This is a genomic window from Pseudomonas citri, from assembly GCF_025336485.1.
Classification (GTDB): Bacteria; Pseudomonadota; Gammaproteobacteria; order Pseudomonadales; family Pseudomonadaceae; genus Aquipseudomonas; species Aquipseudomonas citri.
Map to the genome: position 1 here is coordinate 35,364 of NZ_JAODAB010000015.1, position 15,747 is coordinate 51,110.

The following is a 15,747-nucleotide window of genomic DNA, read 5'->3' on the forward strand; positions in this document are numbered from 1 at the left end:
ATTTCATTGATTGCGAGGGCGTCATGGCCAGTATCACCATTCGAAACCTGGATGAACAAGTCAAGGAGCGACTGCGTATCGCAGCGGCTCACAACGGTCACTCCATGGAGGAAGAGGCCCGGTTGATCCTGGGGCGCGCCCTGGCGACAGTCAGCTCGGCGGGAGGATTGGGAAGTCGTATCCGAAGCCGATTCAGCGCCTTGGGGGGCGTCGACCTGGATCTGCCTTCGCGGGACGAAAAAGCCACGGCGGTGGACCTTTCTGAATGATCGTGCTCGATACCAATGTCATTTCAGAATTCATGCGCGCCGAGCCGAACACGACTGTGCTGGCCTGGATCGATTCACAGCCAGCCATGGACCTGGCCATCTGCGCGATTACCGTCGCCGAGATTCTTCATGGCATCGCCCGGTTGCCTGTCGGCAAGCGTAAGCAAATGCTCGAATCCCATGCCATGGCCATGTTTGAAGAGGATTTTGCCGACAGGATCCTGCCCTTTGACGCTCATGCAGCTGTCGAGTACGCGGCACTGGTGGCTTCGAGCGAGGCGAAGGGGCGAGCGGCCGGTATGGCCGATGCGCAAATCGCAGCCATTTGCCGAACCCACGGGGCCCTGATTGCTACCCGCAATACCAAGGATTTCAGGTTCCCGGGAATCGAAGTCATCGACCCCTGGAACCCTTGAGCGGTCCTTCACGCCAAACGCCCCTTTCCAGATGGAAACGGGCGTTTGCCATGATCACACCCGGAAGTGACTGACCAGCATCTGCAACTGGTTGCCCAGGCGCGCCAGCTCGACGCTGGAGGATGCCGTTTCTTCGCTGGCGGCGGCGGTCTGTTCGGACACGTCGCGCACGTTGACGATGCTGCGGCTGATTTCCTCGGCGACGGCGCTCTGCTGTTCGGCGGCCGCGGCGATCTGCTGGTTCATCGACTGGATGTTCGACACCGTGCGGGTGATGTTTTCCAGTGACACGCCGGCCTTGCGGGTCAGGGCCACGCTGCTGTCGGTGAGGTTGCGGCTGTTGTTCATCACGGCGGCCACTTGCTGGGTACCGTTCTGCAGGCCGGCCACCAGGTCTTCGATTTCCTCGGTGGATTTCTGCGTGCGCTGGGCCAGCCCGCGGACTTCGTCGGCCACCACGGCGAAACCACGACCGGCTTCACCGGCGCGTGCCGCTTCGATGGCCGCATTGAGCGCCAGCAGGTTGGTCTGTTCGGCCACGGCCTTGATCACGTCCATGACGCTGCCGATCTTGTCGCTTTCCTGTTGCAGCAGGGTCATGGCCTCGGTGGAGCGCACCACTTCGCTGGCCAGGCGTTCGATCTGGGCGATGGCTTCGTGGACCACCAGGTCGCCTTCACGGGCCTCGCCGTCGGCCGCGGCGGCGGCCTGGGAGGCTTGTTCGGCGTTGCGCGCCACTTCCTGGACCGTGGCCGTCATCTCATGCATGGCGGTCGCGACCTGATCGGTCTCGACTTTCTGGCTGTTGACCCCGGCGCTGGTCTGTTCGGTCACGGCCGACAGTTCTTCGGCGGCGCTGGCGATCTGGGTCACGCCGTCACGGATGCCGCTGATCAGGTCGCGCAGGGTGACGCCCATGCGGGCAATGCCTTGCTGCAGCACGCCGAGCTCGTCGCGGCGGGTGACGATGACGGTGTGCGACAGGTCGCCTCCGGCGATGCGGTCCACCACAGCCATGGTTTGACGCAGTGGGCCGGTGATCTGGCGGGTGATGACCACCGCGGCAATGATGCCCACCAGCAAGGCCAGCAAGGTGCTGACCAGTTGCAGGGTGCGGGCCTGGGCGCTTTCGGCGTCGCGGCGGTCGAGTTGGATCTGGTACAGCTGTTCGCTCAAGGTCACGATGGCTGCGCCCTGGTCCGTCATTTCCTTGCGGGCCTGCACCACATCGGCGGTGGCCAGCTTGAACGCCTGCAAGGCGCTACGGTATTGGCCCAGGGCGTTTTCCAACTGGCGCAGTTCATCCAGGCGGGAGCTGGAGAAGTGCTCGTTCAAAGGCTTGAGGGTCGCGATCGCGGCGTCCAGTTGGGTGACAGCCTTGCGCTCGGTATCGGCGTTGCTGTTGGCGGTGTAGCCGCGCACCTCATAGCGGGCCAGCATGAAGGCCTGCTTGGCTTGGGTGATGGCCTGGAACTGTTCGAAACGCTCATCGCTGAGGGCCATTTGCCGCACGTCGGCGTCGATGGTTTCGATCAGCTTGTAGGCCACCTCGGCGTTCGTGCCCATGGCATCGCGGGCGGTGTTGCCGGTGCGGTAGGCGCTGCGCATTTTGTTCAGGGACACCTGATAGGCGTCGATGACCGCGCTCTGCTCCTTGAGCAGCTTGACGTTTGCCGGGCTCTTGAAGCTGCTGAGCAGGGCGTTCTGTTGCGCCACGAACGCGTCGAGAGTGGTCTGCACGTTTTGTGCGGCGGTCTCGTCGCCGTTGGTCAGCATGTATTGCAGGCGAGTGACCCGCAGTTTGGTCAGGCCGGCGTTGAGCTGGGTAATGTCGCTCATCCAGTTGCTGCGCTGGATCAACCCTCCCAGGCTGGTCCAGCCGGTCAGGGCCAGGATGCAGGTCAGGGCCAGTACCAGGCCGAAGCCCAGGCCCAGTTTCATGTTGACGCTAATGTTGCCAAACCAGCTATTCATCAATCCCTCCAGGAACGTTGTGCGGCAGATCATCGGTTGGCTGGAAGATTATTGTTGTTGAGAGCCAGCAAGAGCATGTAACCAGGCTGTATCGGCGTCGGGTCCAGGATCTATAAGTTTTTTTTCACATCCCTTTCACTGCTTGCCTACGTAGGCATCTCTACTGTCGCGCCATCGAATGACTGGGTGGGATGCCGTCGGGGCGGCTTGCTGTGGAACTGAGACTGAGCCTTTTCGGCCTGACGCGCTCGCTCGAAGCGAGCCGCTTTGCCCGCTACCGAACGGCCATGCTGGTGTTGGCCTGTGCGCCGCTGCTGATCGCGCTGGGCTTCTGGTGCCTGAGCCCGGCGGCGGTGCCGGACCTGGCCCATGGCAACCGCGCCAGCGACCGGGCTCTGGCCGATGGCTGGGCCAAGGGCGAGATGATCGTGTTGGTGCGCCATGTCGAACGCTGCGACCGCTCCAAGGCCACGTGCCTGAACGACCGCGAAGGCATCACCGATCGCGCCCGTGCCGTTGCGGTGAGCGTCGGCGCCCGGTTCGAGCAACTGGGCCTGGACAACGCCGACATCTACAACAGTCCCTCGCTGCGCACGGCCCAGACCGCAGGGTACATGTTCAACAAGGTCAGCGCGGGCGACGACTGGTTGGCCAATTGCCGACATGACCTGCTGCGTAACGCCTTGGCCCGCAAGGTGCCCGGCCGCAACCTGATCCTGGTCACCCACAGCGAATGCATGCAGGCCATGGAAACCGCGCTCCAACGGCCGACCTCGGCGTTTGGCTATGGCGCTTCGCTGTTCGTCTCCGCCGCCCAGCCCAAGACGCCTCGGTTGCTCGGTTTCATCGAAGCGTCCGACTGGCGCTCGGTTAAATTCCAGTAATTTTTTCCACGATTAGGATCGCCCATGCTGACGTCTGCCCGCGCTCGTTTCTACGGGCTCAATCTCGGAATCCCTCTGCTCTGCGCCGCTGTCGTGTTCTTGCTCTTCGACATGACGCGCATCGACATCGCCATCAGCGATTTTTTCTATGACCCGGTACAACAGTTGTTCCCGTTGGAGCATGTGCGCCTGTTCGAGAAAATCACCCACAAATGGGCGCGGATCATTCCGAACTGGACCGGTGAGGCGGCGATCATCGGGGCGCTGTTGTCGTTTGCCTGGCCGATCCTTAAGCCGGAAAAACGCGCTGGAGTGCTTCGCCTGTTGGACAAGACCCGGCTGACCAAGCCACTGCGCTTTGCCTACAAGCACCGCCGCGATTTTCTCTATGTGGTCTTCGCCTTTTCCCTCAGCACCGGCGTCATCCATTACCTCAAGGGCCACACCAGCGTGTATTGCCCGGTGGAAACCACCCAGTACGCCGGCAAGATCGAACACAAGGAGTGGTACCAGAATTTCAACCTGCTGAAAGTCGCCGGTGACGGACGCTGCTGGCCTGGTGGCCACGCTTCTGGTGGCTTCACGATGCTGGCGCTGTACTTCGTCGCTCGCCGCTATCGTTGGCGCCATTCCAAAACCGTGATGTACGGGGCGCTGGCCTTGGGGTTCGTCTACGGCACGACGCGGGTCTTGCAGGGGTGGCACTACATGTCCCACACGTTCTGGGCGGGGATTTTCGTCTGGCTGACGTGTTGGCTGACGGCCCTGGCGTTTTATGGCAGGGAGGCGTTGCAGCAACCGGTCTTGCAGGCCAGGTCCGTGACGGTGGCGCCTGGCGCGGTTGCGTTGGGCGGTGTGCAATCGTCGACATGAATGCCAGGCAAAAAAAAGCCCGCGAACAAAGCGGGCTAAAACCTTAGTTTCTTGAATGAGCGGGGCCACTGTACCGAATCCGCTGGGAAGGTGGCGTGAAGAAAAGTTCATGAGGCTCCATCCGCTCCGTGATGGGCGAAGAGCCGAAGGCAAACGGGCGTTTCCCACAGCAATTGCGACGAATCCTGTGAGATGCGTCTCTTTTTTACGAAGATATTTTCCTCCCTTGTGAACCGAAAGCGATAACCCGGGTCTGGTGTGCGCAGTTTTTTGCGTATCCGTGCATGGCGGGATCAGCCAGGCATCCGGTTTTGAGCCGCCATAGGCGGGCTGTCGTATTGATATCGAGGGATCGAACATGTCCGTATTCGCCTTAGGGACGAGGCTGGTCGCTGCGTCGCTGTGTTTTCTCGCGATGAACATTGCTGTCGCTGCGCCGACCCCAGGCGATACGGACCTGATCCGTGAACGCCAGGACCGTTTGCTCGAAGAGCAGCGCAGGCGGCTGGAAGAACTCAAGGACTTGCCTGGCAAAGAGGCGCGGCCGACTCAACCGACAGCCCCTGCCGATACCCGTTGTTTTCCGATCAAGACCATCGAACTCAAGGGCGCCGATGCCCTGTCCGAAGGCGAGCGTCAACGCCTGCTTGCGCCCTTCATCAACCGGTGCCTGGGCGTGCCGCAGCTCAACGAGCTGCTCAAGGTCATCACCGACCATTACATCGAGAAAGGCCTGGTCACCAGCCGTGCCTACCTGCCGCAACAGGACCTGTCCAGCGGTCACCTGCAAGTGCTGGTGGTCGAGGGCCGACTGGAGGGGCTGAAGGGCGCCGAGGGCAGCGGCCTCTCTGAGCGGGAACTGGCCATGAGCTTTCCCGGCAAGCCCGGCGAGCTGCTCAATCTGCGGGACATCGAGCAGATGGTCGATCAACTGAACCGTTTGCCGTCCAATCAGGCCCAGATGGAATTGGCGCCAGGGCAGAACATCGGCGGCAGCCAGGTGCTGGTCAAGAATACCCCGCAAAAACCCTGGCGCGTGGGCCTGTCGCGGCACAACGACGGCCAGAAAAGTACCGGTGAACAACAATGGGGCAGCTCCCTGGATTGGGACAGCCCCCTGGGCCTGGCCGATCAACTGGCCCTGCGCGGCGGCCACGATGCCATCAGCGATCACCAGAAAACTTCGCGCAATGCCATGCTCTACTACAACCTGCCGTTCGGTTGGTGGAACGTCAGCTACACCTACAGCCAGAGCGAATACCGCGCCCTGGGCCAGGCCAACGGTTTCAACTTCAAGCAAAGCGGTGACAGCCAGAACCACCAGGTGCGGGTCGAGCGGGTGATCCATCGCGACGCCGTGAGCAAAACCTCCCTCAATACCGGCCTGGCTTACCTGCGCACCAACAACTTCATCGAAGGCAGCAAGCTGTCCGGCAGTAGCAACCGCATCAGCGAAGCGCAGTTCGGTATCAACCATGGCCGACGGGTCGGCAATGCCTTCGTCAACCTCGACCTGGGCGCGCAGAACGGCATCGGCGCGCTCGACGCCCAGGGCGATCATGACCCGCGCCCCGGCGTGCCGGACGCGCGCTACCGCAAATACACCGCGACCCTCAGCTACCTGCAACCGTTCCAGTTGTGGGGCGAGTCCTTCAGTTTCAGCAGCCTGATGACCGGCCAGCGTAGCGAGGATGTGCTGTTCAGTCCCCAGCGCATGAGCCTGGGCGGGCTGTCGTCGGTGCGCGGTTACAAGGACCAGACGCTGGCCGGCGACAGCGGCGGTTACTGGCGCAACGACTTGCGCTGGAGTCGCCCGGTGACGCTGCAATGGCTGCGCCCGGTGTTCGCCGAATACGGCACCAGCCTGGGCTATGACCAGGGCGTGATTCGCGGCGACCGCTACAACGGTGACGAGCACGGGCGCATGTCGAGCAACTCGCTGGAGCTGTTCGCCCGCGGTGAACACCTGAGTGCCAGCGTCACGTTTGCCCATTCCCTGGAACGCCCGGATGCCATGACCGAACGCGAAGCGCCGATCTACTTCCGCGTAGACGCCTTTTTCTGATTCCGACTTCTTTAATTTCTGCTGCAACGAGACTTGAACATGGACGATCGTCAATACGCCTTGTTGGCCCGCCAGCCTTCTGCTGTCCTGAAAACCCGCGAGCGGTTCTGGGGCATGCCCAAGCGCGGCCTGGCGTTCCTGTTGGCCAACGTCATGTTCTGGCAACCGATGTGGGCCCAGGCCGACGGCATCGTGGTCAGCAAGCCGGGCACCAGCCTCGGCCAGGCGGGCAATGGCGTACCGGTCGTCAACATCGCCAAGCCCAACGGCAGCGGCCTGTCCCACAACCAGTTCAAGGACTACAACGTCGGCAGCAACGGCGTGATCCTCAACAACGCCACCAACGCGGCCCAGTCCACGCAACTGGGCGGGATCATCCTCGGCAACCCGAACCTTCAGGGCACGGCCGCTACCACCATCCTCAACGAAGTCAACGGCGGCAACCCCAGCCAGTTGCGCGGCTATACCGAAGTGGCCGGGCAGTCGGCCCATGTCATCGTCGCCAACCCCTACGGCATTACCTGTAATGGTTGTGGTTTCATCAACACCCCGAAAGCGACCCTGACCACCGGCAAGCCGGTCGTCGAAAACGGTCAGCTCAAGCGCTATCAGGTCGACCAGGGCAGCGTCACCGTCGAAGGCGCGGGCCTGAACGCCAACAACGTCGACCGCTTCGAAATCATCACCCGCAGCGCCAGGATCAACGCCGAGATCCAGGCCAAGAACCTGACCATCGTCGCCGGCCGCAACGACGTCGACGCCAACACCCTCAACGCCACCGCCCGCGCCGACGACGGCAGTGCCAAGCCGCAACTGGCCATCGATTCCTCGGCGTTGGGCGGCATGTACGCCGGCGCGATCAAGCTGGTGGGGACCGAGGCTGGGGTCGGGGTGAAGCTGGATGGCAAGATGGTTGCCAGTGGTGGGGATATTCAGCTTGATGCGAATGGGCATTTGAGTTTGGCGCAGGCTGCTGCGGCGGGTGCGATCGGTATCAAGGCAGAGAGCCTGGACGCCCAAGAAACCATTTATGCCGGCAGCCATGTCCAAGCGACGACCCGGGGGACACTCAACAATCAGCGCGCCATCGCTGCGCGCGACAGTGTCACGCTGACGACCGACGGCCAGCTCCGCAATCTTGGCATCATCGAAGCGGGTGTTAACGCTGATAGCACCCGCAACCAGATTGGCGACGTCGTGCTGACAGCGGCGAATATCGACAATCGCGGGCAGAGCGTGATCGCCAGTCGCGAGCTGAAGGCCACCGCAACGCAGACTCTCGACAATCGCGGCGGCACTTTTTCCGCAGGGAAAACCCTGACACTCGACAGCAAAGATCTCGACAACCGTGCCGGCACATTGGTTAGCCAAGGAAAAATCCAAGCACGGGCCGCTGGAACGCTGGATAACCGTGACAAAGGGGGCATCGTCAGCGACGGCGAGCAAACCTTGGTAGCTGGGACACTAAAAAACCGCACAGGCGTTATCAGCAGCCAGAACACCCTCAAACTCGAAGCGAAAGCGCTGGATAACAGCGCCGGTAAAATTGCTTCCGGCACCGCGCTGACGCTTGAGGGGGGCGACGTTGAAAATAGCGGGGGCCAGATCACCAGCCAGGGTGATCTCGTTGCCACGCTGAAAAGCTTCAGCCAGCAGGACGGCAAGTTGATCAGCCAGGGGAAGCTAACCCTGACCGCAGACCGCATCAACAACAGTGACGATGGCTATATCGCCTCGGTCAAGGCCATGAGCCTGACCGCTCACCAACAGTTGCTCAATAACGACAAGGCAATCATCAGCACCGAGCAGGGGCTGACGATCCGCGGCGGTGGTCTCGATAACTCCAGCGGTAGCCTGCTCAGCCAAGGTGACCTGAAGGTCGATATCACAGGTGATTTCGTCAATCAGGATGGCAGCGCGATTACCCAGGCCGGGAACGTGGACGTTGAGGCGAGCAGTCTCGATAACCGTGGCGGTGTGCTTGCCAGTGTCGGCGGCTGGCTGAAAGTCACCCTGGATAAGGTGCTGGATAATGGCGAGTCGCTCAACTCTGCCGACGAGGCCGGGTTGATCCAGGCGCAATCCGTCAACCTCGATGCCAAGCAAGCGATCGTCAACAATGGCGGGGAGGTCTCGGCCTTGTCCGGTGCCGTTGAGCTCTCCACCGTCACGCTCGAAAACCGCAACGGTACCGTGCTTGCCAAACAGGCACTGACGATAAGCGCGCAGGACTTGGACAATAGTGACGGACGCGCCGCGGCAAACACCATTGACTTTGGTTTGACCGGTGCACTGAACAACCAGCGCGGTCTGGTGGAGGGCTCCAATGGCCTGCTGATCCGTGCTGCGTCAGTTGATAACCAGGGCGGTAAGTTGCGCTCGGTGGGCAAGCTGGGGACCGCGACGCTAACGGTTGACCAATTGCTGGACAACCAGGGCGGCGTCATTGAAGCGGCCACCCAAGACCTGTCCCTGCAGATGGCAGGCTTCAAGAATAGCGGCGGCGATGTTCGTCATGTGGGCGCCGGTACTTTAGGTGTGGATCTCGCCAGGTTCAGCAACATCGGCGGCAGTTTGACGACGTCGGGCACTCTGACCGTCGACGCGGCGCGTTGGGACAACAGCTCGGATATCCAGGCGAACGTCCTGAACCTGAAGGTGGGCCAGCTCAATCAGAGCAGCACCGGTAAGTTGATCGCGGTGCAAAGCCTATTGGCCACTGGCGGTACTTGGAACAACGCCGGCACCATCAGCAGCGACGCTGATTTGGATCTGAAGCTGACCGGTGCTTATGTCGGTACCGAAAACAGCAGCGTCAGCGGGGTCGGCCAGTTCGATTTAAGCGCCGCCAGTATCGATCTTTCGAGCGGCTCGCGCCTGGCTGGAGGGGGTGTCACCACCGTCACTAGCCAGGGTGCGCTGAACAATGCGGGGCGGATCACGGGCGGTGGTAAGTTCGCCCTGTCCGCCACGAGCCTGACCAATACAGGCACGCTGGGTGGCGCCGACACCGTCGAGCTGGTTGCCAATGACGCACGTAACGACCGCGGTCTGATCTTCAGTGGCGCGGACATGGCGCTACGTTTCAACAATTTCACTAACGAGCGGGCAGACGTCTACAGCCTGGGAACGCTGAACGTCATGGCGCGAGACGGCATCGCCCGTAGCACACTGTTGGAGAATATCTCCGGCACCCTTGAGTCGGTAAAGGACATGTCGCTGCGCAGCAGCGTCCTGATCAACCGCAAGAGCGTCTTTACCACTGGCGACGAGCTGGTATCGGGCTCCATCAGCGTCAAATGCTATGACTGCAGTGGCGATCATCACAACGTCGACTATGTGGCGAAGGAGACCTACCAGAGCGTAGTGCTTGAAGACTCAGCCAGTGCCACCCTGATGAGCGGGGCGAAGCTGACCATTGATGGCTCTAGGGTGACCAACCAATACAGCGTGATGGCCTCGGCTGCCGATCTGGCGATCACGGCAGACAACTTCGCCAACGTGGGTGCCGCTTCCGGCACCAGTGTTAGAACGCGGACATGGAACACTGGCCGGGTCACCGATGGAACCGACGAGCGTTTCCGTGCCCGCTACATCGTCCCCTACAACGCCCAGGCCAACCCGAAAGATGTGCCCGTAGGTGCACTCAATTCTTTCCGTCAGGTGGTCGACATCACAACCGTCACGCCAGGGCAGTCGCTGGCGCCGGCGGTCGTCCAATCGGGGGGCAACATCAGCATCCAGGCTACGCAGCGCCTGGAGAACAGTAGTGTCGCGCAGTTCCAGGCACCACTGGCGGGCGCAGCCAAGTCAGCGGCGACCGGTGTGGCCAGCGTCGCACAGCCAGCGGTCGTGGTGCTCAACCCGCAGTTGCCGCCGGACTTGGCCCAACAACAGATCAACCCGACCACCATGCCTGGGTTCAGCTTGCCGACCGGCGAAAATGGTCTGTTCCGTGTCGTCGACAGCGCCGCTGCGGCGCAAGACAGCCATGACCAGAGCCGGGCCACTGTTCAAGGTTCGGATGCCAGCCGGGTCATCACCGGCCCCAAATACCTGATTGAAACCAACCCCGCGCTGACCGACCTCAGGCAGTTCATGAGCTCGGACTACCTGCTGGATAACCTGGGTTATGACCCAGACACCAGTTGGAAGCGCCTGGGTGATGGTTTGTACGAACAACGCCTGATTCAACAGGCGGTGCTGGCCCGCACCGGACAGCGTTTCATTGCCGGACAGACCAGTGATGAAGGTATGTTCAAGTACCTGATGAACAACGCCATCGCCAGTAAGGATGCGTTGAACCTGGCTGTTGGCGTGACCCTGACTTCGCAGCAAGTTGCCGCACTGACCCATGACATCGTCTGGATGGAAGACCAGGTCGTCAACGGCCAACATGTCCTGGTGCCGGTGCTCTACCTGGCACAGGTCAACAACCGGCTGATGGCCGATGGCGCGTTGATCCAGGGCAAGAACCTCACCCTGATCACGGGTGCCGACCTGAAGAACGCCGGCACCCTGCGCGCGAGTGAAAACCTCTCGGCGGCGGCAGGAAACAATCTGGTCAACACACGCCTCGCCGAAGCTGGCGAGCGGCTCAAGCTGGTGGCTGGCAAAGACCTGGTCAACATACAGGGCGGCATCCTCAAGGGTAAGGACGTCGAACTGTCGACCTTGACGGGCGATATCCGCAATGACCGGACCATCAGCATCATCGACAACAACGGCGAGGGTTTCAGTGCGAAAACCTCCGTTGTCGACAATGCCGCACGCATCGAGGCCGGCAACAACCTCACCGTAAAGGCAGCGGGTGATCTGCTGAATGTGGGCGGTGCGATCACGGCAGGCAACAACGCGGACCTGAGTGCGGGCAAAGACATCGTCATCTCCGCCGCTCGCGAAGAGAACGGCTCGATGCGCAAGGACAAGCGCCACTTCTGGGAACAGAGCCAGACCGTTCAGCACGCCAGTGAGGTCAAGGTGGGCGGCGATCTGAACGTCACCGCCGAGAACAATCTGAGCGTCGTCGCCAGCCATCTCCAAGCCAAAGGCGATATCAACCTGAGTGGCAAAGATGTTGCCCTGATTTCGGCCGCGAACGAGGACTCCAGCGAGTACCGCTACAAACGCAGCGGCAAAAAGATCAACAAGGAAGAGGAGCATGTCCAGCAGCAGGCGACCACCCTCGATGCTGGAGGGGATGTAAGGGTTTCTGCGCGCAATGACTTGCTGATGGTCGCGAGCAAGATTGCCGCGGGTAACGAGGCCTACCTGGTGGCGGGTAAGCAGTTGAGTCTGCTGGCTGAGCAGAATCGGGACTATTCGCTGTATGACATGAAGAAAAAGGGAAGTTGGGGCAGCAACGCCGCACGGCGAGATGAGGTCACCCAACTCACTCATATCGGAAGTGAGATCAGCACCGGGGGCAACTTGATGTTGGTCAGCGGTGGTGATCAGACCTATCAAGTGGCGAAGTTACAAAGCGGAAACGACCTGATCATCGACAGCGGTGGGCGCATCACGTTCGAAGGGGTCAAGGATTTCCACGACGAGAGCCACACCAAGAGTAAAGGTGACCTGGCCTGGTACAAGATGAAAGGCGAGGGGCGGACCGATGAAACCTTGCGCCAGAGTGCTCTGGTTGCCCAAGGAAAGTTGGTTATCAAGGCCGTCGATGGTCTGCGTATCGATGTCAAACAAGTCGATCAGCAGAGCGTCAGCCAGACCATCGATGCGATGGTGAAGGCTGAGCCGGAGCTGGCCTGGATGAAAGAGGCCGAGGCGCGGGGCGACATCGACTGGCGCCAGGTGAAGGAAATCCACGACAGCTTCAAGTATGAAAACTCCGGTCTGGGTGCCGGAGCCAAAATCGCCATCGCGATTTTGATGTCGTTCGTCATGGGGCCGGCAGGTTTCGGATTGTCGGGCACCAACCTTGCGATCGCCACCACCCTGAGTACCACCGCGGTCACCAGCACCATCGAAAACAAAGGCAACCTGGGTCTTGCGCTGAAGGAAACAGTCAGCGCCGACAGCCTGAAAAGTGCGGCGATTGCCGGTTTTACCGCCTATGCATTCCAATACGCGGACGAAGAATGGTTTACCAGTGCCGACAGCGCCAGTACTACCACCCAAGGCGTCGAGCCGTCGGCGGGTTCGACGGGGTCGGCAAGTTCAGCATCGAGTGCGGGCAATTCCTCCAAAGATATCTTCCGTTGGAGTAACGCGACTGACACGGCAATCCGCACAACTGGGAAAGCGTTCATCTCCAGTAGCATTTCCACCGCGATTGGGGGGGGCAGCTTCGGCAGCAATTTCAATGCTGCCCTGCTGGGAGAAGCGGGCAATGTGGCGATGGCGACCGGCTTCAACTGGGTGGGCGATACCATCAAGTTCCCCGATGGTGGTCCACAGAAAATTGTTGCCCACGCGATCATGGGTGGTCTGCTGGCTGAGCTGACCGGCAGTGACTTCAAGACCGGTGCGGTCGCCGCCGGTTTGAATGAAGCGCTGATTCCCGGCATGGCCAAAGTTGCGGATGGAAACAAACAACTGCAACTGATGCTGTCGCAGCTAACGGGGTTACTGGCGGCGGCCGCGGTCGATGGCGACCTGAATACAGGCTCGAAGATCGCCGAGACGGCGACCAGGTTCAACTATCTGTTCCATGCCGAGCTGGTTGAAAGAGAACAGAGGCTCAACACCTGCGTTTCTCCAGCGGATTGCCAAGCCGTCAGGGACTACTACAACGACCTTGATACGACTCGGAACAAAGAGTTCGGCCAGTACTGCCGGGACAACCCAACGGGTTGTTTACAAGTGACCAAACAGCTGGCGGATGAGATTCCAGCCAATGAGAAATTGCTGCATGACGGCAGAAGCGCCGGGTTCACCCGTTCGGCGACACTTTGGGAGATCACTCGAAGTAACGAACGGGCCATCAATACCGGCATCGTCGAGACGACGCGCACCGAAAATGGCGATGGTGCTGCATTACTGGCGGAGCTTGCGTCGGAGGGATTGAATCCGGATCGGGATTTGTTCGCGTCGACGGCTGGGGGGAAGGGTGGTACAACCGGGGTTAAGGTTGGGGTTGTAGGGGCCGATGGTTCAAAAGGGGCCAGGAATCTTCCGCTCAAGGATGCTGATCGTTTAACTGAGGTAAATAAGACTCTTGATCGTATCGAAGCTGGCGGCCCTTTTCCCCACAGAAAAGATGGAACGGTCTTCAAGAATAAAGAAGGTAAGCTACCAGACGGAGATTACCGTGAGTACACCGTTGATACACCAGGCGCGAATAATCGCGGCACGCGTCGTGTAGTTCAAGATGCAAATTCCGGTAGGTTGTACTACACAGATGATCATTACGAAAACTTCATTCAAGTTGATCCGGTCAGGAGGTAGTCATGACGAACATGAGCTATTTGAAAAAAGCGTCGGCAGTTTCTATCCACTTTGTCCGTACTGAGGAGGTTAAAGATGAATTAGGCTCTCTCGGGAGCACGGTAACTGTGGGGTCGGTAGCGAATGTAAGGTCAGATAAGGATTTGTTTGCAGTTGTCGCGTCGGCGATGCAGTTTCCAGATTATTTTGGGAGCAACTGGGACGCTCTTGACGAGTGTTTGGGGGATATGGATTGGTTACCTGCTGATGGTTATTGTCTTGTTCTATACGATGCAGCTAAAGGATGGTCTCAGGCCCCATATGTGTTGGGGTGTTTTGTAACTGCTTGGTTGGAAGCTGCTGAGTATTGGGCGGAAAGCAGGACGCCATTCCATTTAGTATTCGTTATATAAGTGTTGAAAAAACAACCGAGGGAGGAAACGGGGGCAGACCCTGAGGGATCCTGTAATTTAATCTGGCCGCCGGTTCGTCGTTGAATTTGCGGCATAGGTGACGTATGTACGCATTACCAGATGATTTTGATTTTTTGCTATTGTCCGAGTGTTACTTGGAAATGGTTAGTTTTGGGGTGGCAATCACCAAATTGGATTTCGCGCGTCCGCAAGCGGCTCCGGGTGTACCCTCTTATAAAGTCTCTTTCTGTATAGAAGGAGGTTTGACATATAAGGTTGGTGGCATCTTAGGGCGGCGAGAGTTTTCTGATTCTTATACGAGTGCGCCTTTGCTGGACTTTTTATTACAAGATGTCGTGTCGGTTAGAGAAATTAAAGGCTTAGGGTTGGAGATAATATTCCATTCTGGCGACACGATCGTCGCTGAAGGTGATGGCGAAAGTGGGTATGAAGCTTATTCAATCTGTTTAGATTCTGGTGATGTTGTAGTGGCTTAGTTTGCCTTTTCTCTGAATCGAGATAAATAACGTGCCTTGGAGGGCCACCGATGCGACACGATGTTGTTTTACGCTTTGTAGCGATGATTTTGCTCTGTTTCACTCTGACAGGATGCATTCATTACGAACATAAAAGCGCGGAAGGAAAGCCTTGGGACGAAGTCGCGACGATTCGGCAGTATGACAAAAGCCTGTCGATATCTAAGATCGATGACGATGAATCCTTATATATGCTAGCCCGTCAGACCGAATATCGAATCGGTGCAGGACGGCATAAACTTTCCGTTAATCAAGCTATTGGAACTGAGTACACACGTCCAATTGAAATGACCGTGGATTTGGTCGGTGGCCGTACTTATGGGCTTTATGGCATCTCTACGATGAAATGGTGGTATTACGAAATTCGCGATGTCGAGACAGGGCATTCCGCGAAAGTTATAGAGCCGTCTGTTACAACAACACCTTCTGAATCACCCGGGCAGGCGGTTAAATAATTTCATTGTGGCAAGGGCGTTTGCTCTCGCTTGGCGGCGCAAGGGCTGCGTCGCAGCCCAGCGGGAGCAAGCTCCCTCGCCACGGACGTGCTTTGGCCGCGGCTGCGCTGTATTACGATTGAATACAGGGCCGTGGGAGCCAAGCTTGCTCGATGTGAAATGCCTTTTGTAGGCACCTTCCCCATTGACTTGCAGGACATTTCCTAGAAAATTCCAACCCCTTGCGCCTGCCGTTTCCGGTGCCTAGTCTTTGCTCACCGCTGCCCATTCAGCGGTCGGGTTTAGCAGCTCGGAAGTCACGTTAGGCGCATGGCAATCACCATGAGTGCGGGCATCTTTATCGCCTGAATTCTTATGGCGGCTGTGCGCAGGGCATCCTCGGGTGCGCCGGTTTCCTAACGTACCGGTCTGCTAACCTGCGCACGGCTGCCACCCACTCGTTTAGCAGCGAACGTGGCGGCTCCCACTTACGTTAGGAG

The 15,747-nt window shown here is 59.2% G+C and carries 10 protein-coding genes and 1 pseudogene; 9 read left to right on the forward strand and 2 right to left on the reverse strand.

Annotated elements, in window-relative coordinates:
* Positions 1 to 23: 23 nt before the first annotated feature.
* Both N4Q37_RS17090 and N4Q37_RS17095 read left to right on the forward strand, forming a co-directional pair.
* Positions 24 to 269 carry a FitA-like ribbon-helix-helix domain-containing protein gene (locus tag N4Q37_RS17090; RefSeq protein WP_260959782.1) on the forward strand — a complete coding sequence of 82 codons (246 nt, stop codon included), beginning with the start codon at positions 24 to 26 and terminating at the stop codon, positions 267 to 269.
* Positions 266 to 685 carry a type II toxin-antitoxin system VapC family toxin gene (locus tag N4Q37_RS17095; RefSeq protein ID WP_260959783.1) on the forward strand — a complete coding sequence of 140 codons (420 nt, stop codon included), beginning with the start codon at positions 266 to 268 and terminating at the stop codon, positions 683 to 685. Before N4Q37_RS17090 ends, N4Q37_RS17095 begins: the two co-directional genes overlap by 4 nt.
* A gap of 54 nt (positions 686 to 739) precedes the next feature.
* Here N4Q37_RS17095 and N4Q37_RS28120 read toward each other — a convergent pair whose 3' ends face one another.
* Together N4Q37_RS28120 and N4Q37_RS28125 are read right to left on the reverse strand one after the other, a co-directional pair.
* Entirely contained in the window at positions 740 to 1,603 is an 864-nt protein-coding gene (locus tag N4Q37_RS28120; RefSeq protein WP_449301166.1) for a methyl-accepting chemotaxis protein, read from the reverse strand.
* Positions 1,604 to 1,645: 42 nt separating this feature from the next.
* A pseudogene (locus tag N4Q37_RS28125) lies at positions 1,646 to 2,692 on the reverse strand (methyl-accepting chemotaxis protein); the annotation flags it as partial.
* A 179-nt stretch (positions 2,693 to 2,871) separates the two neighbouring features.
* Here N4Q37_RS28125 and pmrG point away from each other — a divergent pair.
* From pmrG to N4Q37_RS17135, 7 genes are all read left to right on the forward strand, one after another.
* A complete protein-coding gene (gene pmrG / locus N4Q37_RS17105; protein ID WP_260959788.1) occupies positions 2,872 to 3,543 on the forward strand; it encodes a lipopolysaccharide core heptose(II)-phosphate phosphatase PmrG in 672 nt (223 codons plus the stop codon).
* 24 nt (positions 3,544 to 3,567) lie between these two features.
* Entirely contained in the window at positions 3,568 to 4,416 is an 849-nt protein-coding gene (locus N4Q37_RS17110) for a phosphatase PAP2 family protein (RefSeq protein ID WP_260959795.1), read from the forward strand.
* Positions 4,417 to 4,774: 358 nt separating this feature from the next.
* Positions 4,775 to 6,481: a ShlB/FhaC/HecB family hemolysin secretion/activation protein gene (locus N4Q37_RS17115; RefSeq protein ID WP_313958328.1), complete on the forward strand. Its 1,707-nt coding sequence runs from the start codon at positions 4,775 to 4,777 to the stop codon at positions 6,479 to 6,481.
* Between the two features lie 39 nt (positions 6,482 to 6,520).
* Positions 6,521 to 13,885, forward strand: coding sequence for a two-partner secretion domain-containing protein (locus tag N4Q37_RS17120; protein ID WP_390897939.1), 7,365 nt, complete (start codon positions 6,521 to 6,523; stop codon positions 13,883 to 13,885).
* 2 nt (positions 13,886 to 13,887) lie between these two features.
* Complete coding sequence (locus N4Q37_RS17125; protein ID WP_260959799.1) at positions 13,888 to 14,277, forward strand: barstar family protein; 390 nt, start codon at positions 13,888 to 13,890, stop codon at positions 14,275 to 14,277.
* Between the two features lie 104 nt (positions 14,278 to 14,381).
* Positions 14,382 to 14,774 (forward strand): hypothetical protein, encoded by a 393-nt coding sequence (locus tag N4Q37_RS17130; protein WP_260959801.1) that lies wholly within the window; start codon positions 14,382 to 14,384, stop codon positions 14,772 to 14,774.
* Between the two features lie 50 nt (positions 14,775 to 14,824).
* Positions 14,825 to 15,268, forward strand: coding sequence for a hypothetical protein (locus tag N4Q37_RS17135; protein WP_260959803.1), 444 nt, complete (start codon positions 14,825 to 14,827; stop codon positions 15,266 to 15,268).
* Positions 15,269 to 15,747: the final 479 nt, after the last annotated feature.

Bases quoted from the DNA above. Each gene is read 5' to 3' on its own strand.
- N4Q37_RS17095 (WP_260959783.1), top strand. From the start codon at position 266: ATGATCGTGCTCGATACCAATGTCATTTCAGAATTCATGCGCGCCGAG.
- N4Q37_RS17130 (WP_260959801.1), top strand. From the start codon at position 14,382: ATGTACGCATTACCAGATGATTTTGATTTTTTGCTATTGTCCGAGTGT.
- N4Q37_RS17090 (WP_260959782.1), top strand. From the start codon at position 24: ATGGCCAGTATCACCATTCGAAACCTGGATGAACAAGTCAAGGAGCGA.
- N4Q37_RS28120 (WP_449301166.1), bottom strand. From the start codon at position 1,603: ATGGGCGTCACCCTGCGCGACCTGATCAGCGGCATCCGTGACGGCGTG.
- N4Q37_RS17120 (WP_390897939.1), top strand. From the start codon at position 6,521: ATGGACGATCGTCAATACGCCTTGTTGGCCCGCCAGCCTTCTGCTGTC.
- N4Q37_RS17125 (WP_260959799.1), top strand. From the start codon at position 13,888: ATGACGAACATGAGCTATTTGAAAAAAGCGTCGGCAGTTTCTATCCAC.
- N4Q37_RS17115 (WP_313958328.1), top strand. From the start codon at position 4,775: ATGTCCGTATTCGCCTTAGGGACGAGGCTGGTCGCTGCGTCGCTGTGT.
- N4Q37_RS17110 (WP_260959795.1), top strand. From the start codon at position 3,568: ATGCTGACGTCTGCCCGCGCTCGTTTCTACGGGCTCAATCTCGGAATC.
- N4Q37_RS17135 (WP_260959803.1), top strand. From the start codon at position 14,825: ATGCGACACGATGTTGTTTTACGCTTTGTAGCGATGATTTTGCTCTGT.